21 protein-coding genes and 1 tRNA gene are annotated in these 22,172 nt (G+C 66.2%); 10 read left to right on the top strand and 12 right to left on the bottom strand.

Annotation, left to right across the window (positions count from 1 at the left end; translation table 11 throughout):
- Position 1: 1 nt before the first annotated feature.
- The 4 genes from DK847_RS01365 to sciP form a co-directional block, all read right to left on the bottom strand.
- Positions 2 to 943 carry an aminotransferase class IV gene (locus tag DK847_RS01365; protein ID WP_111195817.1) on the bottom strand — a complete coding sequence of 314 codons (942 nt, stop codon included), beginning with the start codon at positions 941 to 943 and terminating at the stop codon, positions 2 to 4.
- 163 nt (positions 944 to 1,106) lie between these two features.
- Positions 1,107 to 2,969, bottom strand: coding sequence for a monovalent cation:proton antiporter-2 (CPA2) family protein (locus DK847_RS01360; RefSeq protein ID WP_111195816.1), 1,863 nt, complete (start codon positions 2,967 to 2,969; stop codon positions 1,107 to 1,109).
- Positions 2,966 to 3,568: an NAD(P)H-dependent oxidoreductase gene (locus DK847_RS01355; protein WP_111196309.1), complete on the bottom strand. Its 603-nt coding sequence runs from the start codon at positions 3,566 to 3,568 to the stop codon at positions 2,966 to 2,968. The genes DK847_RS01360 and DK847_RS01355 overlap by 4 nt, the downstream gene beginning before the upstream one ends.
- A gap of 100 nt (positions 3,569 to 3,668) precedes the next feature.
- Positions 3,669 to 3,947, bottom strand: a complete 279-nt coding sequence (gene sciP, locus DK847_RS01350; protein WP_111196308.1) for a CtrA inhibitor SciP — start codon at positions 3,945 to 3,947, stop codon at positions 3,669 to 3,671.
- Between the two features lie 183 nt (positions 3,948 to 4,130).
- Here sciP and mnmA point away from each other — a divergent pair, with 183 nt between their 5' ends.
- The 3 genes from mnmA to DK847_RS01335 all read left to right on the top strand — a co-directional run bounded on the left by mnmA (position 4,131) and on the right by DK847_RS01335 (position 6,333).
- The gene (gene mnmA / locus DK847_RS01345) at positions 4,131 to 5,279 is read left to right on the top strand and encodes a tRNA 2-thiouridine(34) synthase MnmA (protein WP_193548168.1); all 1,149 of its coding nucleotides are present in this window, start codon (positions 4,131 to 4,133) and stop codon (positions 5,277 to 5,279) included.
- A 118-nt stretch (positions 5,280 to 5,397) separates the two neighbouring features.
- Positions 5,398 to 6,219 (top strand): CDP-alcohol phosphatidyltransferase family protein, encoded by an 822-nt coding sequence (locus tag DK847_RS01340; RefSeq protein WP_161957092.1) that lies wholly within the window; start codon positions 5,398 to 5,400, stop codon positions 6,217 to 6,219.
- A gap of 37 nt (positions 6,220 to 6,256) precedes the next feature.
- A tRNA-Met gene (locus tag DK847_RS01335) sits at positions 6,257 to 6,333 on the top strand.
- Between the two features lie 61 nt (positions 6,334 to 6,394).
- Here the strand turns inward: DK847_RS01335 and DK847_RS01330 are convergent.
- A complete protein-coding gene (locus tag DK847_RS01330) occupies positions 6,395 to 6,784 on the bottom strand; it encodes a hypothetical protein (RefSeq protein ID WP_111195814.1) in 390 nt (129 codons plus the stop codon).
- Positions 6,785 to 7,268: 484 nt separating this feature from the next.
- On the opposite strand from DK847_RS01330, the gene DK847_RS01325 reads away from it, so the two are divergent.
- A complete protein-coding gene (locus tag DK847_RS01325; protein ID WP_146256002.1) occupies positions 7,269 to 7,715 on the top strand; it encodes a hypothetical protein in 447 nt (148 codons plus the stop codon).
- An 83-nt stretch (positions 7,716 to 7,798) separates the two neighbouring features.
- Here the strand turns inward: DK847_RS01325 and modA are convergent, their stop codons facing one another.
- Positions 7,799 to 8,611 carry a molybdate ABC transporter substrate-binding protein gene (gene modA, locus DK847_RS01320; protein WP_425358677.1) on the bottom strand — a complete coding sequence of 271 codons (813 nt, stop codon included), beginning with the start codon at positions 8,609 to 8,611 and terminating at the stop codon, positions 7,799 to 7,801.
- A 39-nt stretch (positions 8,612 to 8,650) separates the two neighbouring features.
- Positions 8,651 to 9,382, bottom strand: coding sequence for a GntR family transcriptional regulator (locus DK847_RS01315; RefSeq protein WP_111195812.1), 732 nt, complete (start codon positions 9,380 to 9,382; stop codon positions 8,651 to 8,653).
- An 81-nt stretch (positions 9,383 to 9,463) separates the two neighbouring features.
- Here DK847_RS01315 and DK847_RS01310 point away from each other — a divergent pair, with 81 nt between their 5' ends.
- From DK847_RS01310 to DK847_RS01295, 4 genes are read left to right on the top strand one after another with little or no spacing between them, the layout of a single operon-like run.
- Positions 9,464 to 10,351 carry a dihydrodipicolinate synthase family protein gene (locus tag DK847_RS01310; RefSeq protein ID WP_111195811.1) on the top strand — a complete coding sequence of 296 codons (888 nt, stop codon included), beginning with the start codon at positions 9,464 to 9,466 and terminating at the stop codon, positions 10,349 to 10,351.
- Positions 10,352 to 10,359: 8 nt separating this feature from the next.
- A complete protein-coding gene (locus DK847_RS01305) occupies positions 10,360 to 11,592 on the top strand; it encodes an NAD(P)/FAD-dependent oxidoreductase (RefSeq protein ID WP_111195810.1) in 1,233 nt (410 codons plus the stop codon).
- 12 nt (positions 11,593 to 11,604) lie between these two features.
- The gene (locus DK847_RS01300; protein ID WP_111195809.1) at positions 11,605 to 12,636 is read left to right on the top strand and encodes a proline racemase family protein; all 1,032 of its coding nucleotides are present in this window, start codon (positions 11,605 to 11,607) and stop codon (positions 12,634 to 12,636) included.
- A 10-nt stretch (positions 12,637 to 12,646) separates the two neighbouring features.
- Positions 12,647 to 13,402 (top strand): SDR family NAD(P)-dependent oxidoreductase, encoded by a 756-nt coding sequence (locus DK847_RS01295; RefSeq protein ID WP_111195808.1) that lies wholly within the window; start codon positions 12,647 to 12,649, stop codon positions 13,400 to 13,402.
- Here DK847_RS01295 and DK847_RS01290 read toward each other — a convergent pair.
- The 4 genes from DK847_RS01290 to DK847_RS01275 all read right to left on the bottom strand — a co-directional run bounded on the left by DK847_RS01290 (position 13,399) and on the right by DK847_RS01275 (position 19,233).
- A complete protein-coding gene (locus DK847_RS01290) occupies positions 13,399 to 14,691 on the bottom strand; it encodes an NAD(P)/FAD-dependent oxidoreductase (protein WP_111195807.1) in 1,293 nt (430 codons plus the stop codon). The genes DK847_RS01295 and DK847_RS01290 overlap by 4 nt on opposite strands.
- Before the next feature lie 27 nt (positions 14,692 to 14,718).
- Positions 14,719 to 17,949: an efflux RND transporter permease subunit gene (locus DK847_RS01285; protein WP_111195806.1), complete on the bottom strand. Its 3,231-nt coding sequence runs from the start codon at positions 17,947 to 17,949 to the stop codon at positions 14,719 to 14,721.
- Positions 17,946 to 18,935, bottom strand: coding sequence for an efflux RND transporter periplasmic adaptor subunit (locus DK847_RS01280; RefSeq protein WP_111195805.1), 990 nt, complete (start codon positions 18,933 to 18,935; stop codon positions 17,946 to 17,948). Before DK847_RS01280 ends, DK847_RS01285 begins: the two co-directional genes overlap by 4 nt.
- Positions 18,936 to 19,029: 94 nt before the next feature.
- Positions 19,030 to 19,233: a YgaP family membrane protein gene (locus DK847_RS01275; RefSeq protein ID WP_111195804.1), complete on the bottom strand. Its 204-nt coding sequence runs from the start codon at positions 19,231 to 19,233 to the stop codon at positions 19,030 to 19,032.
- A 241-nt stretch (positions 19,234 to 19,474) separates the two neighbouring features.
- On the opposite strand from DK847_RS01275, the gene DK847_RS01270 reads away from it, so the two are divergent.
- Complete coding sequence (locus tag DK847_RS01270) at positions 19,475 to 20,029, top strand: hypothetical protein (RefSeq protein WP_111195803.1); 555 nt, start codon at positions 19,475 to 19,477, stop codon at positions 20,027 to 20,029.
- Positions 20,030 to 20,035: 6 nt separating this feature from the next.
- On the opposite strand, the gene DK847_RS20500 is transcribed toward DK847_RS01270, so the two are convergent.
- A complete protein-coding gene (locus tag DK847_RS20500) occupies positions 20,036 to 20,389 on the bottom strand; it encodes a MarR family winged helix-turn-helix transcriptional regulator (RefSeq protein ID WP_161957091.1) in 354 nt (117 codons plus the stop codon).
- Positions 20,390 to 20,726: 337 nt separating this feature from the next.
- Between DK847_RS20500 and DK847_RS01260 the strand changes: the two genes are divergently transcribed.
- On the top strand, positions 20,727 to 22,169 hold the full coding sequence (locus DK847_RS01260; protein ID WP_245414492.1) for a mannose-1-phosphate guanylyltransferase/mannose-6-phosphate isomerase: 1,443 nt from the start codon (positions 20,727 to 20,729) through the stop codon (positions 22,167 to 22,169).
- The last annotated feature ends 3 nt before the right edge of the window (positions 22,170 to 22,172 follow it).

The raw sequence follows: 22,172 nt of genomic DNA, 5'->3' as shown, positions 1-22,172 counted from the left end.
CTCAGAGGCTCCTCCGCGCGTCCTTCACGCAGAGCGCCTTGTAGGCCTCGGACAGGCGGCGCGAGACGGGCCCCGCACCCGACCAGTCCTCCGTGGACAGAGGATTGCGCACCGGGCGGCCGTCGATGACGCGCACCGGGATGAGGCCGGCGAAGGTGCCGGTGACGAAGGCCTCGTCGGCGCCATAGACGTCATAGAGCGAGAAGGGCTTCTCGAAGACCGGGATGCCGAGGTCCTTCGCGAGCCTGATCATGTTGCCGCGCGTGATGCCGGGGATGCAGTATTGCCCCGTCGAGGTCCACAGCTCGCCGCGCCGCACGATGAAGAAATGGGTGGAGTTGCAGGTGGCGACGAAGCCGTGCGGGTCGAGCATCAGCGCCTCGTCGGCACCGGCATTGGCGGCCTGGATGCAGGCGGTGATGCAGTTGAGCTTGGAATGCGAGTTGAGCTTCTGGTCCTGCACGTCCGGATAGCCGCGCCGCACATTGACGGTGTGGAGCGACAGGCCCTTGGCGCTCTTCTCCGGGTTCGGTGTCTTGTATTCGGGGATGATGACGATGGTGGGCTTGCCGATCGTCACGCGCGGGTCCTGGTAGGGGGTGGCCTTCACGCCGCGGGTGACCATGAGGCGGATGTGGACGCCGTCTTCCATCCTGTTGGCATCGAGGCAGTCGAAGAGGCGCTTCACCAGTTCGTCCGGTGTGAGCCCGATGTCCATGAAGATGGCCTTGGCCCCCTCATAGAGCCGCTCGATGTGCTCGCGCAGGAAGGGCACGCCGCCCTTCACCATGCGAAGCCCCTCCCACACGCCATCGCCCAGGATGAAGCCGGAGTCGAAGACGGAGACCATGGCCTCCGCGCGCGGCGTGAGCGTGCCGTTGACGGAGATGAGGATGTTCAGGTTGCGGGGGTCGATCTGGACGTCGTGGATGTTGTCGGCCATCGGGGCTTTCTCGAAATGCGATGGCGGGCTTTTAGCGCAGGGCGCGGGGGGATGCATCCCCCTGTAGCGGCCGTCACCCCGGCGAAAGCCGGGGCCTAGCTTTGCATCCGCTTATGAGGAAAGAAAGCGGGGTCCCGGCTTTCGCCGGGATGACGGTCGGCATTTATGATTCCCCCCGCGTCGCGTCCGGCGCTTCCCAGCCGTGGTCGGGCGAAACATGGACGCCGCCCATGTCGGTGGCGAGCACGCGCTCGATTTCCTCGCTGCCCTGCCGGGCGAGGTCGATCAGGCGCTGGGTGTCGTCGACGTGCCTTGCCGCGCGGCGGATGAGCTTCTCGTCGTGGGATTTGAAGCGGTTGGCGGCGCGGTGAGCCTCGAAGGGGTGGACGCCGAGGCGCACCAGCAATTGCTCGCCCATGTCGACGGAGGAGGCGAAGACCTCGCGATAGACATCCTCGACACCCGCGTTGAACAGCCGGTAGGCATGCACGCGGTCGAAGGCGCGGGCGAGGATGCGGAGCTTCGGGAAGTGGCGGCGCGCCGTCTCGACGATCTCCAGCGCCTTTTCCTTGTCGTCGATGGCGATGACGAGGGCCTGCGCCTCGCCAGCCCCCGCTGCTTCGAGCAGGTCGGGGCGCGAGGCGTCGCCGTAATAGACCTTGTAGCCGAACTTCCTGAGCGCATCGATCTGCTCGGCATCATGATCGAGTACCACGGCGCGGATGCCGCTGGCGGAGAGGAGGCGGCCCACCGTCATGCCGTACCGTCCGTGGCCGGCGATGATCACCCTTGTGCCGGACTCCTCGATCCTGTCATCCGCGCGCGATGTGCCCTCGCCATCGAAGCGGGGCTGCACCACCTTGGAGTCGAAGATCATCAGCAGCGGGGCCGCGGCCATGGAGAGGGCGACGACGGCGACGAGCAGGCCCGCCTGCTCGGCGTCGAGAAGGGCAAGGCCCGCGGCAAAGGAAATCAGCACGAAGGCAAATTCGCCACCCTGCGCCAGCGAGAAGGCGAAGCGCGAGGCATCGGGCGTGCACATGCCGAAGAGGCGGGCGAGGATGAACAGCACCGCGAGCTTGACCGCGATGAAACCGAGGACGAGGCCCAGGATCAGCAGCGGCTGGCTGAGCAGGAGCCCGAAATTGATGCCCGCGCCCACCGCGATGAAGAAGACGGCAAGCAGCAGGCCCTTGAAGGGCTCGAGGTCCATTTCGAGCTCGTGGCGGTATTCGCTCTCGGCCAGCACCACGCCCGCGAGGAAGGTGCCCAGCGCGGCGGAGAGGCCCACGAGCTGCATGAGCAGCGCGATGCCCACCACCATGACCAGCGCGAGGCCGACGAAGACCTCGCGGATGCCGGTCTCGGCCACGAGGCGGAAGAGCGGCCTGGTGAGGAAGCGGCCGGCGAGCACGATGATGGCGACGGCACCCAGCACCGCCACGGTCTGCGCCCAGCCCGGCAGGTCGCCGATGAGAGTCGCGCCATGCGCGTCATGCGCCTGGGTTGCAGCTAGCAGCGGCAGGAAGGCGAGGATGGGGATCACCGCAATGTCCTGGAACAGCAGCACGGAGAAGCAGGATTGCCCGGCGGTGGTCTTGAGCAGCCCGCGCTCGTTCAGGCTCTGCAGCACGATGGCCGTCGACGACATGGCGAGGATGAGGCCCGTCGCCAGTGCGGCCTTCCAGTCGAAGCCGATCAGGAATGCGCCGCCGCCGATCACCGCGGCGGTGATGACGACCTGCAGGCCGCCCAGCCCGATGATCGGGCGGCGCAGCTCCCACAGCTTCGAGGGCTGGAGCTCGAGGCCGACGAGGAAGAGCATCACCACCACGCCGAATTCGGCGAAATGCATGACGTCCGCCCCCTCGCGCCCGATGAGGCCCAGCACCGAGGGACCGACGATCATGCCGGCGACGAGATAGCCCAGCACCGAGCCGAGCCCCAGCCTGGTGGCGATGGGGGCGGCGATGACGGCAGCGGCCAAATAGATGAAGGCGCCGAGAAGGAGGTCCTGCGGGTTCATCGGACGATCCCTTCCGGAAAATGCGGCGGCAGCTTGTAGCCGGGTGCGAGGCGGGAGAGCGGATTGATCGTGCCGTCACGCAGGCCGACGACGAGGTCGCGGTAGCGTTCGGCGGCGGTGGAGAGTTCGGGTGCGGACATGCGGCGGCCCGCATGGATCACGAAGGGCGCCAGATAGGCCATGGAGCAGAGATAGGCCGTCTGGTTGAAGGGGGCGAGCAGCTCGGTGATCGCGAAGCGGTTGCGGCCCTGCGTGTGGTAGGCCTGTTCCGGCCCGCCGGTCGAGATGGCCTGCATCAGGAAGCGGCCGGCGAGCTTCGTGCCGCCGGGGCCATAGGCCCAGCCATTCTCCAGCACCAGGTCCTGCCACTCCTTGATGATGGCGGGGCTCGAGTACCAGTAGAAGGGATGCTGCAGGATGATGACGTCATGGTCGATGAGGCGCTGCTTCTCGCGCGCCACGTCGATGTCCATGGCGGGGTATTCGGCATAGAGGTCAACGAGGCTGACGCCTTCAAGCCCCGAGAGGGCGTGCAGCATGGCGCGCTGGACGACGGAAGTCGAAAGGCGCGGATGGGCGTGGAGGACAAGCAGCTTCATCGCCGCAATCTGCCACATCGGCGTGCAATGGGAAGGGCTGCAACAATGAAAAGGGGCCGGAGAAAGCTCCGGCCCCGCTACTCAACTTCTTTGCAGAGACTTAGGACGCCCGGTAATCCTGGATGCGGGTGGTCCGCAGGCCAGCGAGCCCGTGGCGGTCGATCGACCGCTGCCAACTGAGGTACTCTTCCACGGTCAAGACGTAGCGGTCGCACGCCTCTTCCAAACTCAACAAACCACCCCGGACAGCCGCAACCACCTCCGCCTTGCGGCGGATCACCCAGCGCTGATTGCCGGGGGGCGGCAGGTCGGCAACCGTCAGCGGGCTGCCATCGGGGCCGATGACGTAATTGACGCGGGAACGCAACTGACCGTTCATGAAGGACTCAACCAACTCGATACGCACCTTACTCACTGGCCCCAAGCCTATGCCCCGCCTCTTAAAAATCGCCTAAGTAGTTCTGAAGATTTCCCAAACGGGCGGACTCCGGCGGTCCCATTTCGCTACAACCGGGCACCGGAAGCCGTTTACATTATGAGCGCCATCCCCCATCTAGGCGGCATGATCGGTCAGGCCCTCATCGATGGCGTGCGCGAAACGGTTGGCCTTGCAGGCGACCCGGCGGGAATCCGCGTGGTCTGCGCCATGTCGGGCGGGGTCGACTCGACGGTGACGGCGGCGCTGCTGAAGCAGGCGGGTTTCGATGTCGTCGGCATCACGCTGCAGCTTTACGACCATGCGCAAGCGATCCGCCGGAAGGGCGCCTGCTGTGCCGGCCAGGACATCCACGACGCGCGGCGCGCCGCCGCCGCCATCGGCATTCCGCATTACGTGCTCGACTTCGAATCGCGCTTCAGGGAAGCGGTGATCGACGATTTCGTGGAGAGTTACCTCGCCGGCGAGACGCCGATCCCCTGTGTGACCTGCAACCGCACGGTCAAGTTCGCCGACCTCCTCGCACGCTCCCGGGAGCTCGACGCCGCGGTGCTGGCGACGGGACATTATGTCGAGAGCCGGGCGCGCGGCGATGGCTCGGGACGGCGCGACATGTTCACGCCGGCCGACCTCTCCCGCGACCAGAGCTATTTCCTCTTCGCCACCACGCAGCCGCAGCTCGACTACCTGCGCTTTCCTTTGGGCACGCTGACCAAGGCGGAGACGCGGGCGATTGCCGCCGATCTCGGCCTCGCGGTGGCCGACAAGCCCGACAGCCAGGACATCTGCTTCGTGCCCGATGGCGATTATGCGTCCCTCATCCGCAAGCTGCGGCCCGAGGGGGTGGAGCCCGGCGACATCCTGCACCTCGATGGCCGGGTGCTGGGGCGGCACGAGGGCATCATCCATTACACCATCGGCCAGCGCCGGGGCCTCGGCATCGCCCGGGCGGAGCCGCTCTACGTGGTGCAGATCGATGCGAAGGCGAAGCGCGTCATCGTCGGCCCGCGCGAGGCGCTGCGGCAGGAGGACATTCGCGTCGGCGACCTTAACTGGCTGGGCGAGTCGCTGACCGAGGTGCCGCGGGCCGTCTTCGCCAAGATCCGCTCGGCCCGGCCGCCGGTGCCGGCCGACATCCGGCTGGACGGCGAGCGGCCGGTCGTCACCATCAGGGGCGGGGAATATGGCGTCTCGCCGGGGCAGGCCTGCGTCATTTACGCCGGTGAGGGGCCCGGCCAGCGGGTGCTGGGCGGCGGATTCATCGCGCGCGGCTGAAACCTCCCCTCCGCACCGCCGTTTCCGCACACGCCCGTGACCGCACACGCTGGGCTAGACATTTGCCTCCGGCAGTCGGCTTTCCTATAGTCGGGTCTCACATGGGAGAATCCGTGCCTTGGCCAAGATCAACCTGCACCCCAACATCGACCGCGATGTGAAGAAGGGTGTCGCGTGGGCGGTCCATGCCTTCACCACCTGCGGTATCGTCCTCGGCTTCCTGGCACTCGTTTCGGTGCTGAAGAACGACCCCGTGGCGGCCTTCATGTGGCTGGGCCTCGCCCTGTTCGTGGACGGGGTGGACGGCACGCTGGCCCGCAAGGCCCGGGTCCTCGAATATACGCCCAATGTCGACGGCCGCACGCTCGACAACGTCATCGACTTCTTCACCTATGTCGCGGTGCCGGCCCTCATGGTCTACTGGTTCGACATGACGCCGCTCGACTTCTTCTTCTCGGGCCAGACCTGGAGCCTGATCTCGGCGGCGGCGATCATGGCGGTGTCCTGCTACACCTTCGCCAATGTGGGCATGAAGTCGGACGACTATTACTTCGTCGGCTTCCCGGCGATCTGGAACGTGGTGGTGCTGTATTTCTTCATCCTGCAGACGGGGCCGCTCACCAACATCATCACCATCGCCTTCCTCTGCGTCCTCACCTTCATCCCCATCAAGTTCGTGCACCCGCTGCGCGTGCAGCACTGGCGCGAGATCACCGTGCCGATGACGGTGCTGTGGGCGGCCATGTCGCTCTCCCTCATAATCCAGGCCAAGGACCGGGCGAACTGGGGCAAGGTGGAGACGGTGCAGCTCTGGGTGTGGATCGCGGCGAGCCTCTATTTCCTGTTCATCTCGATCTACCGCACCTTCATCCAGAAGGACCGCGACACCGATCACGACCATGACCACGACCATGGCCCGGAGGACCAACACACGGCTTGACTTGCCGCCCGCCGCCGCCCTATATCCGCGCCACTTCGGCGGGGTAGCTCAGTTGGTTAGAGCACGGGAATCATAATCCTGGGGTCGGGGGTTCAACTCCCTCTCCCGCTACCATCTTCCAGAGCCGTCTGCCCCATGGGCAGGCGGCTTTTCGGTCTGGAGACGGGGTGCGCCGTCAGGTGCGGGTGGGACGGCGGGCCGTGAGGATCTGGGCGGCGATGAAGCCGGTGCAGGGGGGCGCCAGAAGGGCGAACCAGGCGGGGATCAGTGGCATGAGCTCGAGCGCGCGCTCCGGGTGGCGCGGGAGGAGGGTGGAGATCACCGGGCCCATGACCATCATCGCGATCAGGACGGCGGTGGCGCCGAGCAGCGGCAGGGCCGCCGGATGGGGAGGTTCGGCGGCAACCCGCCGCAGCCCGGCAATCCACCGTGAGGCAGCAAGGCAGCCCAGGGCGAAGGCCGCCGTCGCCACCACCACCCCGCCATTGCTCAGCCCCTGTTGCAGCAGGAGCGTGGAAGCAAGCTTGAAATAGGCCAGGTGGCCGGCAAAGCGCAGGGCGAACATGTAGACTGCGTCGCCAGAGGGGCGTGATGGAGAATGAAAGCCGCTGCCGGCCGGGAGCCACACCACGCTGCTGGACGAATTATACGCACTCGACATAGCCAACCCCCGCGCCGCATGCAGAGGTTACTTTTTCCTTTGCATGCAGGGAGATAGTAGGCACCGGCCGGGCGTGGCCACAAGCCTCGCATTGCGGGAGGGACGGTGCCAGAACGGGCGCCCTCCACAATTCTGAGTGTATGAGCTGCGCGATGGGTGCATGGCTGGGCCAGAAGAAGGGCCAAGGCATGCGAATCACGCACTGCTTGGCTATGGCAGAGTTTACAGTACATGCGACAATCCGACGCATCCTCGGCCAAAGTCGTGAAAAGGATTGTATTGAATCATATGGTAAAACTGCTACGTAACCTTACCGAGTGCGCCTTCTGGTAAACCTGCGCGCTGTGCCACACCCGCCCGGTGTGGCGGTTGCTGGAGGAAGTTGAGCATGACCGCCGCGAAACGCCGTGTTCTTCGCATGATGTGCAAGGCGCTGCTGCTGATCAGCCTGCCGCTCGCCGGTTTCGTGTGGGCGCTGCCGGAAGACTCCACCATGCTGGCGGCTGCCGGTGCGCTGACGCTGGTGAGCCTGCTCGTGGGGTTCGGGGCTGAGTATCTCGCCTCCTCCACCGAGAACGACATTCTGGAACTGTCCCATCGCATGGCCGCCGACGGCACCCGCCGGACCGAGGAAGTTGCCATCCGTGAGGAAAAGATCCGCCAGTTCGACCGGATCGTCAACCTGCTCACCGAGCAGAACAACACGCTGCGCGCCAAGCTGATCACCGTGCAGGTCGACCTGCAGCGCAAGAAGGACATGCTGCTCGAGGCCGCCGGCGAAGCCGTTGCGGTGGAAGGTGTTGCCCATCCGCTGCGCGCCGCCCGCGCCCATTGATTTCGTAAGTCAGTAAGCTTCAGCCGCAAGACATCCATCTGAGCCCGCAGCGCCGCAAGGTGCTGCGGGCTTTTTTGCCATGCTCACTTGCCGGCGAGAATGGTGAAGCCGTGGGCCCGGAAGATGTCCAGCGCGGCCGGCGTCTGGAGGAAGGCCACGAAGGCCGCCGCATCGGCATTCTGCGAAGCCGCCATGAGGGCGGCGGGATAGATGATGGGCGGGTGTGTGTCCGCCGGGAAGGTGGCCAGCACCTTCACCTTGTCGTCCTCGCGTGCATCGGTCTGATAGACGATGCCGGCCGGCGCCTCGCCGGCCGCGACGAGCTTCAGCGCGGCGCGCACGTTCTCGGCCTGGGCGAGACTGTTCTCCACACTGGGCCAGACGCCCAGCTTCTCCAGCGCCGCCTTGGCATATTTGCCGGCAGGCACCGACTTGACGTCGCCCACCGCCAGCCTGCCGCCAGCCAGAAGGCCCGCAAGGTCGAAGCCCGGTGCGATGGTGGCCGTGGCGGTGGACCCGGCCGGGGCCACCAGCACCAGTTCATTGCCCAGCAGCTGCACCTCGCTGCCTGCCGCCACCAGATTCCTCTCCGCCAGGTATTTCATCCAGTCGAGATCGGCCGAGATGAAGACGTCGGCAGGAGCGCCGGACTCGATCTGCTTGGCCAGGGCCGAACTGGCCGCGTAGGAATTGGTGGTTTCCTTGCCCGCGCTGGACATCCAGGCTGCGCTCACCTCGTCCAGCGCGTTCTTCAGGCTGGCGGCGGCAAAGACCGTCACCTTCTCCGCGGCGCCAACGGGCATTGGCAGCAAGGCCGCCAGGGCAAGGGCCGAAGCCAGGAGCCCCGTGGCAAGGTTCCGGCGCGTGATCACGTCCAGTCTCCTTCGATTCGTTATATCCAACGAGATATAACGATGTCGAAATCCCGTCAAGTGTCAGCGGCGCGCGGTGGAGGGCCCCGGTGCATCGAGGTCGATCGAGGAACTGTAGTTGGCGCGCAGGAAATCGAGGAAGCGGTCGCGGAACTGGCGCGAGTGATCATGCGCCAGCCGGTCGGCACGGGCGACGTCACGGGCGCGGATGGCCTTGATCATCTCCTCATGCTCGTCGGTGAGGAGGCGGCCGTCATTGGTGCGCTCGATGTAGTCGAAATGGAGGTGCAGGATGCGGCGTCCCTCGTCGAGCAGCTTCTCGTAGAAAGCGGCGAACCAGGCGTTCCTGCCCGCCCGCGCGATGGCCATGTGGAAGTGCTTGTTGGCCTCCGACATGGCAAGGTGGTCCTTCGACTTCACCGCAGCGATGAAGCCCTGCTGGGCGGCCTCGATGTCCCTGATATCGGCTTCCGTGCGCAGTTCCGCGGCAAGGCGCGTGTTGATGCGCTGCGCCAGGTCGAGCGCGTCGACATATTGCGGGAAGCGGGCGATGTCGACCGGGGCGACGATGGTGGTGCGGTTGGGCAGGTTGACGACAAGGCCATCGGAGGAGAGCCTGATCAGGGCCTCGCGGATCGGCGAGCGCGAGAAGCCGAAGCGGCGCGACAGGCTCATTTCATCGAGCAGCTCGCCCGGTGCCAGCGCCAGCGACAGGATGTCGTGGCGCAGCGTTTCATAGACGCCTGTCCAGCCCGCCGAGCGGGGTTTCGCCGCCTTCTTCGCTGCCTTCGCCATGGGTCCCGCGCCTCGCCTCTTGACTTTGTCGACAAATAGTCGACAATAAGTCGACATGCAAGATGATCCTTGGAGAGGGTGATGAAGAAGAAGCTGTCGGGCGTGATGCCCGCCCTGGTGACGCCGTTCGACGCGACGGGAGAGGTCGACTTCAAGGCCTTCGAGGCGCTGCTGACCACGCTGCGCGCGGCGGGCGTCACCGGCTGGGTGCCCTGCGGCTCGACGGGCGAATACAGCTTCCTCTCGGATGGGGAACGCGATCAGGTATTGCGCTTCGTGAAGGATTTCGCGAGGCCCGGCGAAACGCTGATCGCCGGCACCAATGCGCCCCACACCAAGGGCGTCATCGCCAACACCCGGCGGGCCAGGGACATCGGCTACGACACCGTGCTGCTTGCCGTGCCCTTCTACACCAAGCCCTCGCAGGCGGAGATGATCACCCATTTCAGGGCGGTGCTCGATGCGGTCGACGTCAACATCGTGCTCTACAGCTATCCCGCCAAGGACGGGGTGGAGATCGGCTTCGAGGTGCTCGATGCGCTGGCGGATCATCCGCGCGTCATCGGCATCAAGGAAAGTTCGGGCGTGCTGCAGCGGGCGATCGAGATCTTCGCGCGCTATGACGGAAGGCTGCAGCTGGTCTCCGGTTCGGACGATGCGGCCCTCGACTTCATGTTCTGGGGCGCGGACAGCTGGATCTGCGGGCCGGCCAACTGCATGGCCAGGGCCTGCTGCGACCTCGACCGCAGCTTCCGGTCCGGCGACATGAAGAAGGCGCGGGCCCAGATGGCCACCCTGTTCCAGGCCATGAAGGAACTTGAGTCCGGCAAGTTCGTGCAGAAGGTGAAATATGGCTGCGAGCTGCAGGGCATCCCGGTGGGCGAGAGCCGGTTGCCGCTGGGGCCCCTGACGGCGGAGGAGAAGGCCGCCTTCCGCGCCGCCATGGAACCCATCATCAGCTGGAGGTAACGCAGCCCATGGCCACCGCCGTCATCGGCGCCGGCATCATCGGCACCACGCTGGCCTATCAGCTGCAGAAGCGTGGCCGTGACGTGGTGCTGATCGAGCGCGATGCGCCCGGCAGGGGCGCGTCCTATGGCAACATGGCCTCGATTGCCGTGACCGAGTTCATGCCCGCGTCGCGGCCATCGGTCTGGAAGCAGATTCCGGGCTGGCTGATGGACCCGGAGGGACCGGTGCGCGTGCGCCCCGCCTATATGCCGAGGCTGACGCCGTGGTTCCTGCGCTTCATCGCGGCCTCGCGGCCCGCGAAGCTTCGCGAACTCGAAGCGCAAGGCGCAGCGTTGTGTGCCCGCGTATATGACGATCTCGACCCGCTGCTGAAGGAAACGGGCCTCGCGGGCGAACTGTCGGAGGCCGGCTGCCTGTCGCTCTACACCGACGAGGCCGAGTTCAGGGCCGACCGGGAGCACATCGACATCCTCGAGCGCTTCGGCTTCCCGCATGAGGTGATCGGGCGGCAGGCCATCCGGGCGCTGGAACCGGAACTCTCCGACACGGTGGGGCTCGCCGTGCTGTTCCCGCAGAACCGCTCGATGCGCAATCCCTACCAGCTGGTGGTGAAGCTGGCCGAGCGCTTCTCGGCACTCGGCGGCCGCATCGAGCAGGGCGAGGTGGTGGGTTTCGAGCGGGGCGAGGCCATGCGGGCCGTGCTGCTGAAGGACGGGCGGCGCATCGCGGCTGACGAGGTGGTGGTCGCAGCCGGCGTGCACTCGGCGAAGCTGGCCAGGATGCTGGGCGAGCCCATCCCGCTCGAGACAGAGCGCGGCTACCACACGCAGATCATGAAGCCCGGCATCACGATGACGCATTCCATCATCTGGCCGGCGCGCGCCTTCATGGTCACGCCGACGGCGGGCGGCATCCGCGTCGGCGGCACGGTGGAAATGGCGGGCATCGATGCGCCGCCGGATTACCGCCGCTCGAAGATCACGGTGAAGCGCGCCCGGGAGGCGCTGCCGAACCTGCAATGCGAGGACTTCACCGAATGGATGGGCCATCGTCCGGCGTTCCCGGACACGGTGCCGGTGATGTCTGCCTCCGCGAAGACGAGGGGCCTGTTCTATGCAACGGGCCACGGCCATCTTGGCCTCACCTATGCCGCCACCAATGCGCGGCTGATGGCCGATCTCATCACGGGCGCCCCACCGCCCATCGACATGACGCCCTATCGCGTCGACCGATTCTAGGGAGTGCGGCCCATGTGGAAGAACAGCCTCGAGCTGCTGCTGGTGCATTGCCAGGGCGAGATCGGCAAGGTGATCGTGGGTGGTGCCCCGGAGATCCCCGGCGCCAGCATCCTCGACAAGATGAACCACATCAACACCGTCGACGACCGGCTCCGCCGCTTCGTGACATTCGAGCCGCGCGCCCATGTGGCGATGACGGTGAACTTGGCTCTGCCGCCGACGCGGCCCGATGCCGATGCGGGCTTCATCGTGCTGCAGGCCGACCGTGCGCACCCGATGTCAGGCTCGAACTGCATCTGCGTGGTGACGGCCCTGCTCGAATCGGGGCGGGTGAGGATGGTCGAGCCCGAGACGGTGGTGAGGCTCGACACCGCCGCGGGCCTCATCACGGCGCGGGCGCGCTGCAGGGGCGGGCGCTGCCTCTCCGTGAGCCTCGACAACGTGCCGGCCTTCGCGCTGGACATCGATGCGCAGGTGAAGACGCCGAAGTGGGGCACCATCCGCGCCGACATCGCCTTTGGCGGCGTGTTCTATGCCCTGGTCGATGTGGCGCAGGTCGGGCTCGCCATCGTGCCTGACAATGCCCGCGCCCTGGCCGAGGCCGGGATCGCGATCAAGGCGCTGCTGAAGGAGCAGGTGAAGGTGGCACATCCGGAGATCGCGAGCCTCGACGAGATCGCCTATGTGATGTTCCGCGACCGCGATGCCGACGGCGCGGTGAGGACCTGCACCACGCTGAAGCCCGGCCGCGTCGACCGCAGCCCCTGCGGCACGGGATCGTCCGCCAATCTCGCGGTGCTGCATGCCCGGGGCGAGGTGAAGACGGGTGACGCGCGCCTCTCGCGCTCCATCATCGGTGGCACCTTCAGGGCCGAGGCCATCGGCGAGGCCGCCGTTGGCAACATCAGGGCCGTGCTGCCGCGCATCACCGGCGAGGCCTGGGTCTATGGCCGCGAGGAACTGCGCATCGATCCGGACGATCCCTTCCCGAGGGGCTTTGCACTCTCGGACACATGGGGCCCGCAGGTGGGCGAACTGGGCTGAGGAGAAGGCGATGAACAGGTTTCAGGGCAAGGTGGCGCTGGTGACGGGCGGCGGTGGCGGCATTGGCTCGGCCATCGCGGCGCGGCTCGCGTCGGAAGGCGCCCATGTGGTGGTAACGGACGTCAATGCCGCGGGCGCCGAGGCGGTGGCCGCCGCGATCCGCGCCGGCGGGCACAGGGCGTCGAGCATTGCAGCCGATATCGCGAAGGCGGCGGAATGCCATGCGCTGGTGAGCCAGGCGCTGGCGGCGCAGGGCGCGGTGGACGTGCTGGTCAACAACGCCGGCATCAACCGCCGCGGCAACATCATGGCCATTTCGGAAGACGACTGGGACCAGACCTTCGCGGTGAACATCGACGCGATGTTCCACCTCTGCCGCGCCGTGATCCCGCAGATGATGGACCGGGGCGGCGGCGCCATCGTCAATACCGCCTCGCAATGGGGCCTCCATCCGGCACCCGGCCACATCGCCTACAACGTGTCCAAGGCGGCGGTGGCGAGCTTCACGCAGAACCTGGCGCGCGACTATGCGCCCCACGGGATCCGCGTGAATGCCGTCTGCCCGGGCGAGATCCACACGCCGATGCTGGAGGCAGGCGTCAAGCGCTCCGGCCGCACCATCGCCGATCTCGACAGGCTGGTGCCCTTCGGGCGGATCGGCAAGCCGGAGGAGGTGGCCGCGCTCGTCGCCTTCCTGGCGAGCGACGAGGCGCCCTTCATGTGCGGTTCGCTGGTGGAGATCACCGGCGCCCAGGCCGTGGCCTAGTTGGGGCCTACCTCGACGGTCTGCTTCAGCTTGGCGATGCCGAGAACGTCGAGTGCCAGCTTCTCGTAGAAGGTCTCGCTGGTGCCCTTGCGGATCTTGCGCAGGAAGTATTTCTCGAAGCCGATCTTGGCGCCATGCACCCACTTGCCCGACGATGACCAGTTGACGTTGCGGGGCGGGATCTGCGGCTGTGCGACGAAGGCAACGCCCGAGTCACCGAAGTCGGCAAGGCAGACGGCGTTCCACGTGGCCTGCTCCTTCGGCTCCTGGCCGCGCAGCAGGGCGCCGATGTTGTGGGCGGTGGCCGTCACCATGGATTCGATCATGAAGCCGGTCTTGGGCACGCCGCAGGCGACGGGTGTCGCCGCCGCGGGCGCAATCGCCACGCAGACGCCGACGGCGAAGACGTTCGGGTATTTCGGGTTGCGCTGGAACTTGTCGATCAGCGTGAAGCCGCGCGGGTTGGACAAGCCCTCGAGCCCGCGCATCGCCGGAATGCCGCGGAAGGCAGGGAGCATCATGGAGAAGCCGAAGGGCAGCTCCTTCGTCGCCTTCACGCTGCCGTCGTCCGCCACTTCCTCGACCGTCATCACGCCGGGGTCGATCTTCTTCACCCGGGCGCTGGTCACCCACTTGATGTGCTTCGAACGCATCTCGCTCTCGAGCAGGCCCTTGGTGTCGCCCACGCCATCGAGCCCGAGGTGTCCGATATAGGGCTCGGCGGTGACGAAGGTCATCGGCACGCGGTCGCGGATCTTGCGGCGGCGCAGCTCGGTTTCGAGGATGAACAGGAACTCATAGGCCGGGCCGAAGCAGGAGGCGCCCTGGACGGCGCCCACGATGATCGGCTTCGGATCCTTGCAGAAGGCCTCGAAGGCCTCATGCGCCCGGGTGGCGTGGCTGACATGGCAGACCGACTGGGTGTGCCCCTCGGGCCCGAGGCCCTCGATCTCGTCGAATGCAAGCTCCGGTCCGGTGGCGTTGATCAGGTAGTCATAGGTGAGGGAGGTGCCGTCGGCGAGGTCCAGCGTGTTGCTCTCGGGGTGGAGCTTCGTCGCCGCCACCGGCTTGAAGCCGATGCCCTTCTTGGCAAACACGGGGGCGAGTTCCACCTCGATGTCGCCGGGCTTGCGCCAGCCCACGGCGATCCAGGGGTTGGAGGGCACGAAGTGGTATTTCGGCTCCTTGGTGACGACGGTCAGCGTGTCGCCGGGGCGCAGCTGGTCCTTCATCTCATAGGCCATGATGGTGCCGGCAAGCCCGGCTCCGAGAACGACGATATGGGCCATTTCAGTTCACTCCCATTGAATGGCTGTTTATGCAGGCACGTTCTTGACCTTCTCTGCTGGCGCAAAGCGCAGCACGATGTAGATGGCGGGGATCACCAGCACGGTGAGCAGTGTCGAAGACGCGAGCCCGAAGAGCAGCGAGATGGCGAGGCCCTGGAAGATCGGGTCGGTGAGGATCACCGCTGCGCCGATCATGGCGGCAAGCGCGGTGAGCAGGATGGGCTTGAAGCGGATGGCGCCGGCCTTCAGCAGCACCTCGCGCAGGTCCATTCCGGGCTTCCTCTCGTGGCGCACGAAATCGACCAGCAGGATCGAGTTCCTGACGATGATGCCGGCAAGCGCGATGAAGCCGATCATCGAGGTGGCAGTGAAGGCCGCATGGAACAGCCAGTGGCCGAGCATGATGCCGATCAGCGTCAGCGGGATGGGCGTGAGGATGACGAGCGGCAGCTTGAAGGAGCCGAACTGCGCCACGACGAGGATGTAGATCCCCAGCAGCGCCACCATGAAGGCGCCGCCCATGTCGCGGAAGGTGACCCAGGTCACCTCCCATTCGCCGTCCCACAGCAGGACCGGCTTCGATTCGTCGATGGGCTGGCCGTGAAGTGCGATCTCGGGCTTGGTGAGGCCCGTCCAGTCGAGCCTGTCCAGCGCGCGGCCCACCTCGATCATGCCATAGACGGGGGCCTCGAAGGCGCCGGCGAGTTCGCCCGTCACCATCTCGGCGGGCTTGCCGTTGTGGCGGAAGATCGGGAAGGAGGAGAGCTCCTTCTTCACGCTTACCACGTCACCGAGTTCGACCACGCCGCGGGCGCCGGGCAGCGCATTGGCGGGAACCGGGGTGGAGAGGGCGCGCTCGTCGATGACTTTGCCGGACTTGGGCAGGCCCACGGTAATGGGAATGGGCTGGCGGCCGCCGCCGCGGTGCGAGTAGCCAACCGTGTTGTCGGCATAGAGGCCCTGCAGCGTGTCATAGACATCGCCTTCCTCGACCTTCTGGTATTCCAGATTGTCCTGGTCGATGGCGATGCGGATGCGCGGCGTCTGCTGGCCGAAGCTGTCGTCCACGTCGACGACGAAGGGCACGGCCCTGAAGGCCTCGCGCACCTTCTCGGCGGTGGCGCGGCGGGTTTCGGCATCGGGGCCATAGATTTCGGCGAGCAGCGTTGCCAGCACGGGCGGGCCCGGCGGTGGCTCCACCACCTTGATGACGGTGCCTTCGGGAAGCGCCAGCGCCTTCAGCTTCTCGCGCAGCTCGAGCGCGATGTCGTGGCTGGAGCGGTCGCGCTCCGACTTGCCCGAAAGCGTCACCTGCACGTCGCCCAGTTCCGGCGCGTTGCGGATGTAGTAGTGCCGCACGAGGCCGTTGAAGTTGAAGGGCGCAGGCTCCCCGGCATAGGTCTGGACCGATATCACCTCAGGGAGCGTCAGCGCCACGTCGGCGGCCTGGGCGAGAACGCGCGCGGTGTCCTCGACGGAGGAGCCCTCGGGCAGGTCGGCCACCACCTGCAGCTCCGACTTGTTGTCGAAGGGCAGGAGCTTCACCGTCACGTCGCGCGTGTAGAACAGCGACAGCGAGGCGAGTGTGGCAATGCCGACCAGCAGGAGGAAGGTCCAGGCGCGCGCCTTGCTCTTGATGATGGGGCGGGCCACCGCCACATAGGCGCGGCCGAGAATGCCGCCATCGGCTGCCTCGTGTTCGCCGTGGTCGCCGGGCTTGCCGCCGAACTTGATCATCAGCCAGGGCGTCACCATCACGGCGACGAAGAAGGAGAAGATCATGGCGGCTGAGGCCGTCGACGGGATGGGGCTCATGTAAGGCCCCATCATGCCGGAGACGAAGAGCATGGGAAGCAGTGCCGCCACCACCGTGAGGGTGGCGACGATGGTGGGGTTGCCGACTTCCGCCACGGCATCGACCGCGGCGTCGACGCGGGAGCGGCCATCCTTCATGGCCCAGTGCCGCGCGATGTTCTCGATCACCACGATGGCGTCATCGACCAGGATGCCGATCGAGAAGATCAGCGCGAAGAGGCTCACCCGGTTCAGCGTATAGCCCATGATGCGCGCGGCGAAGAGGGTGAGCAGGATGGTGGTGGGGATGACCACCGCCACCACGAGGGCCTCGCGCCAGCCGACGGCGACGGCGACCAGGATGACGATCGAGATGGTGGCAAGCCCTAAGTGGAACAGCAGCTCGTTGGCCTTTTCGTTGGCCGTCTCGCCGTAGTTGCGGGTGATGGTGACGGTGAGGTCCTGCGGAATCAGCGTGCCCTCGAGCTGTTCCAGCCGTTCGGTGATGCGCTCGGCGATGACCACCGCGTTGGTGCCCGGGCGCTTGGCAAGGGCCAGCGACACGGCAGGCAGCGTGGCGGTGCCGGACGCCGTCTTCACCACATTGGCGGCACGCACCTCGCGCGAGTCGGTGGAGAGCAGCACGAGGGCCACGTCGCGCACATAGACCGGGCGGCCGTCGCGCGCCGAGATCAGGATATTGGCGATGTCGGCGGGCGACTGCAGCGTCTGCCCGCCCATGATGGCGATCTGCTTGCCGTCGTTCCTCAGCGTGCCGGCTTCGAAGGAGCGGTTGGCGGCGGCGATCTTGCCCGAGAGCTGCTGCAGCGTGATGCCGTAGAGCGACAGCTTCTCGGGGTCCGGCACGATGCGGATTTCCTCCGGCTGGCTGCCGGTGATGTAGGTGAGGCCGATGTCGTCGAGCTTGGCCAGTTCCACCTGCAGCTCGCGCGTCACGCGGCTCACGTCATTGGCCGTCCAGCGCGCTGCGGCTTCAGGCTTGGGAGACAGGGTGAGCACGACGATCGCCACGTCGTCGATGCCGCGGCCGACGATGAGGGGTTCGGGAATGCCCTTCGGGATGCGGTCCATGTTGGCGCGCAGCTTCTCGTGCACGCGCAGGATGGCGGCGTCCGACGAGGTGCCGACGAGGAAGCGGGCGGTGACCATCACCTTGTCGTCGTGCGTCTGCGAATAGACATGCTCGACGCCGTCGATGCTCTTGACGATGGTCTCCAGCGGCTCGGTGACGAGCTTCACCGCGTCTTCCGCCTTGAGGCCATTGGCCTCGACCATGATGTCGACCATGGGCACGGAGATCTGCGGCTCCTCCTCGCGCGGCAGGGTGAGCAGCGCCACGAGGCCCACGGCGAGTGCCGCGAGCAGGAAGAGCGGTGTGAGCGGCGACTGGATGAAGCTGCGCGTCAGCCGCCCGGCGATGCCGAGGTTCCGGGCCTCCTTCATGGCGTCACCACCGTGTCGCCGTCCTTCAGGCCGGAGAGGATCTCCACCGCGGGGATGCCCTTGTCATCGAAGCGCTGGCCGATGATGACCGGAACGTCGGTGCCTTCGGCGAGCTTCACGTAATCCACGCCGGCGCGGGTGGTGATGGCCGCGGCGGGAACGGAGATGACCCTGCGCATGGCGACGGGAATCCACACCCGCGTGCGCTCGCCCACGAAAAAGTCGCCGAGGTCAGCGACCTCCACATCGGCCAGTACATTGCCGTTGTCGATCTCGGGATAGACCTTCACCACCTTGCCCTGGCCGAGCGGGGCATCCTTGCCGAGGTCGGTCATGCCGCGGCTGCCGACGATCACCTCGTCGCCGGGCTTGATGTGCCCGGCGTGGCGCTCTGGCAGCGACAGGCGCAGGAAATAGCCGCCGCCGGCGATGCGCGCGACCGGCTCGCCCGGCATGATGACGGACCCCTTGGTCACCGGAACGGTGAGGACGCGGCCGGGGGCAGGGGCGATGACCTCGCCCTCGCTCTGCTGCTGCACGAGCACGGCGCGGTCGGCCTCCGCCGCGGTCAACTGGTTGGTGAGGACGTCGAACTGGGTCTGCAGCAGGTCGACGCGGGTCTTCGGAACCACGCCCCCGGCCAGCAGCTTCGAGGCGCGGTCAAGCTCGGTCTTGGCATTGTCGAGCTGGGCCTTGATGGCCTTGATGCGGGCATCGATGGCGCCGAGCTGCAGGGCCAGCTTGTCGTCGACCACGAGGGCGATCACGTCGCCCGCCGTCACGGCGGAGCCTTCCTCCACCGAGAGCGAGGTGACGGTGCCGCCGATGCGGGCGCGGGCGGGAACCACGTCACGGCTTTCCACCTGGCCGAAGACGGCCTTGAGGTCGGGCCGTTCGGTGAGCGTGACCGGAACCTCGGCCGCCGCCGCCAGCGCGGTGAACGAGACAAGGCCCAGCAGGGCCGGGACGACGTGAGACCTGAACATCGGCGCTCCTTCGGAGGACTCTCAATATTAGATATATCTTATATTAGAGAGTTCGAAAGTCAAGCGCCGGGCGGTCAGCCTTTGGGCGAAATCCTCAGCGGAAGGCTTCGCCGGAGCGGCAGCCGATCTTCTTGAAGATCATGGCCGCGGGGCAGAATCCGGTGAAGGATGCCTGCAGCATGTTGGCTCCTGCGAAGGCGGTGAGCAGCAGCCACCAGGGCGAAACGAAGTGCGCGAGGGCCACCGACACCAGCACCACGCATCCGGCAAAGGCGAGAACGGCCTTGTCGAGGTTCATGGGAAACTCCTTCCGCTTAATATTAGATATTACTAATAGATAGAGGTCGGGTGCATGTCAAGCCGCTTCCGGGCAGCGCCCGGCATCGCCGCCGGCGGTTGCAAGGGCGCCAATCAACCCGCCCAGATGGAAAAGATTTTTTTATGATCCGTCGACCTGCCGAAGCGTAAAATGATTTTAGAAGTCAGCCCATGATGATGCTGACGTTGGTTTGGCCGGGTATCCGGGGAAAGCGCCCACATTGACGGAAAACCTGAAGGTCAACGTCTTGATCGTTGCGGTGTCCGGCGTGGCGTGGGTTTCGGCCTTCGCGCTTCAGGAGCGCTTCCTCTCGCTGTTCAGTCATGCCCCTGGAATCGATCTCGTCTTCATTCCGTCCGGCGTGAGGCTGATAGCCATCCTGATTGGCGGCATCTGGGCGGTGGTGGGCATCGGGCTCGGCGGGCTGGTTCTCACCGGCCGCGAATTTCACACCATGCAGCCCGGCATCATTGCCCTGGTCGCAGCCTGCGGCGGCCTCTTCCCCTATCTCGCGCTGCGTGCGTCGCTGTGGGCCACGGGAGTCGACTGGGGGCTCAGGAAGCTCACTGCGGTGCGGTTGCCGCTCATCTGCCTCGGCGTCGCACTCGGGTCCTCGGTACTGCACAATGTGCTGTTCGGCCTGCTTGGCCTCGAGGCGTGGCCAAGCTTTTCCAGCAACACGACCGCCATGGCAGCCGGCGATTTCATCGGCACGCTGCTGGCGGTTCTCGTCGTCTTCCTCGCCCTGCGCATCCTGCGCAGGAGGAGTGGCTGAGGGGTGTCAGGCGCGCTGAGCCGCCACCAGCTTCTGGGCTTCGCTGGACATCTTGGCATAGGTGCGGCGGGCCAGCGCGGTCAGCAGGACCTGCTTGGCACGGCCATCACGCGGATCGGGCGTGCACTTGATCCAGCCGGCCTTCTCGAGTTCGGCCAAACGCGAATAGACCGTGGGGGCGGTGCCGAAACCCGGACCCTTCACCACATCTGACACGTTCAGCGTGCGCTGCTCGGTCTCGGCCTCGCCAATGAAGCTCAGGATGGCGCGCGCGGAGATGTCGAGCTCATCCAGTCCGGATGTCGCCTCGATCGCCCGGACGACCCGGTTGATGCGGAAGATCAGCTGGTTCTTGTCCACGGTTATTTGCCTATTCCCCTTTGATGTCGATGACACGGCGCACGAGTCCTCGATTAGCGGAAACGATTGCAGTATACTAGGTAACTGTTTCCGTACAATATTGCTAAGGAATCTTGGGCGGAAATTTGTCTCATCCGAATTTATCCCGAAAAACATGCGGGGGTTACAAAAAACAATCCCTGATGGCGGATGCATCCTGCATGGCTGCCATGCTCGGCGATGGCCACAAGACACCGTGTTTGCCTCGGCTTGCCTGAGGGTAGCGCGTCCCTTATCACTCAACGTGCCGGTGAATCGCGGCTCCGGCAGCAGGGTTGCAACTTGGAGATGATCAGCAATGATGGTGGCAGGTCAGGCGAGCGGCCTCATTCATCCGGTCATCCTCTGCGGCGGATCGGGGACGCGGCTCTGGCCGGTGTCGCGGCAGAGCTTTCCAAAGCAATTCTCCCGCCTGGTGGGAGAAGAGAGCCTGTTTCAGGCGACCGCACGAAGGCTGTCGGGTGAGGGCTTCGCGGCGCCCGTCGTCGTCACCTCCGCCGATTTCCGCTTCGTGGTGCGTGACCAGCTCTCGGCCATCGGCATCACGCCGGCCGCCGTGCTGATCGAGCCCGCGCCGCGCAATACCGCCCCGGCGGTGCTTGCCGCCACGTTGTGGCTCGAACAGCGCGCCCCCGGTACGCTGATCCTGGTGGCGCCCTCGGACCACCTCATGCCCGATCCCGCATCGTTCCGGCTTGCCGTTGCGGCAGGCGCCCGGCAGGCAAGGGCCGGCGGCATCGTGACCTTCGGCATCACGCCGCACACACCGGAAACCGGCTATGGCTATCTGGAACTTGCTTCCGCACCGGCCGACGGCAGCGCAGTGCCGCTCAGCCGTTTCGTCGAGAAGCCCAGCCTCGCCGCCGCCACCGCCATGGTGGCCTCGGGGCGGCATCTGTGGAATGCCGGCATCTTCCTGTTCCGCAGCGACGTGATGATCAGCAGCTTCGCCAGCCTCGCACCCGGCCTGCTGCCGCCGGTGACGCGCGCCATCGACGCGGCGAAGCCCGACCTCACCTTCCTCAGGCTGGCGCCTGCCGCATGGGACGAGGTGGACGCGATCTCCATCGACTATGCCATCATGGAGCGCGCCGCGGGGCTGTGGGCAGTTCCCTATGGCGGCGGCTGGACCGACCTCGGCGGCTGGGCCGCGATCTGGAGCGAGGGGGCCGGCGCCGGCACGGACGTGGTGCAGCAGGGGCCGGTGCTGGCGCTCGATTGCCGCGACAGCCTGCTGCGCTCCGAGGACGAAGGCCTGCAGCTCGTCGGCATCGGCCTCGATGGCATCGTCGCCGTGGCCATGCCGGATGCCGTGCTGGTGGCGCGAAAGGCCGATGCGCAGCGCGTCAAGGACGCGGTGGAGGCGATGAAGGCCCAGAAGGTGGCGCAGGCCACCGCCTTCCGCAGCGACCGGCGCCCCTGGGGCTGGTTCGAGACGCTGGCCACCGGCGACCGCTTCAAGGTGAAGCGCATCGTCGTGCTGCCGGGGGCGGCGCTGTCGCTGCAGTCGCACCGCCACCGCGCCGAACACTGGATCGTCGTCGAGGGCACCGCCCGCGTGACCGTGGGCGAGGCCGTCAGCCTGGTGAGCGAAAACCAGTCGGTCTACATCCCCCTGGGCGAGAAGCACCGCCTCGAGAACCCCGGCGGCACCAACATGGTGCTGATCGAGGTGCAGACCGGCAGCTATTTCGGTGAGGACGACATCATCCGCTACGAGGACATCTATGCCCGGCAGTAGCAT

The organism is Aestuariivirga litoralis, assembly GCF_003234965.1.
In the GTDB taxonomy this organism is placed as follows: domain Bacteria; phylum Pseudomonadota; class Alphaproteobacteria; order Rhizobiales; family Aestuariivirgaceae; genus Aestuariivirga; species Aestuariivirga litoralis.
Note: the sequence above shows the minus strand (reverse complement) of the source record. Positions and strands in the feature narration are given on the sequence as shown.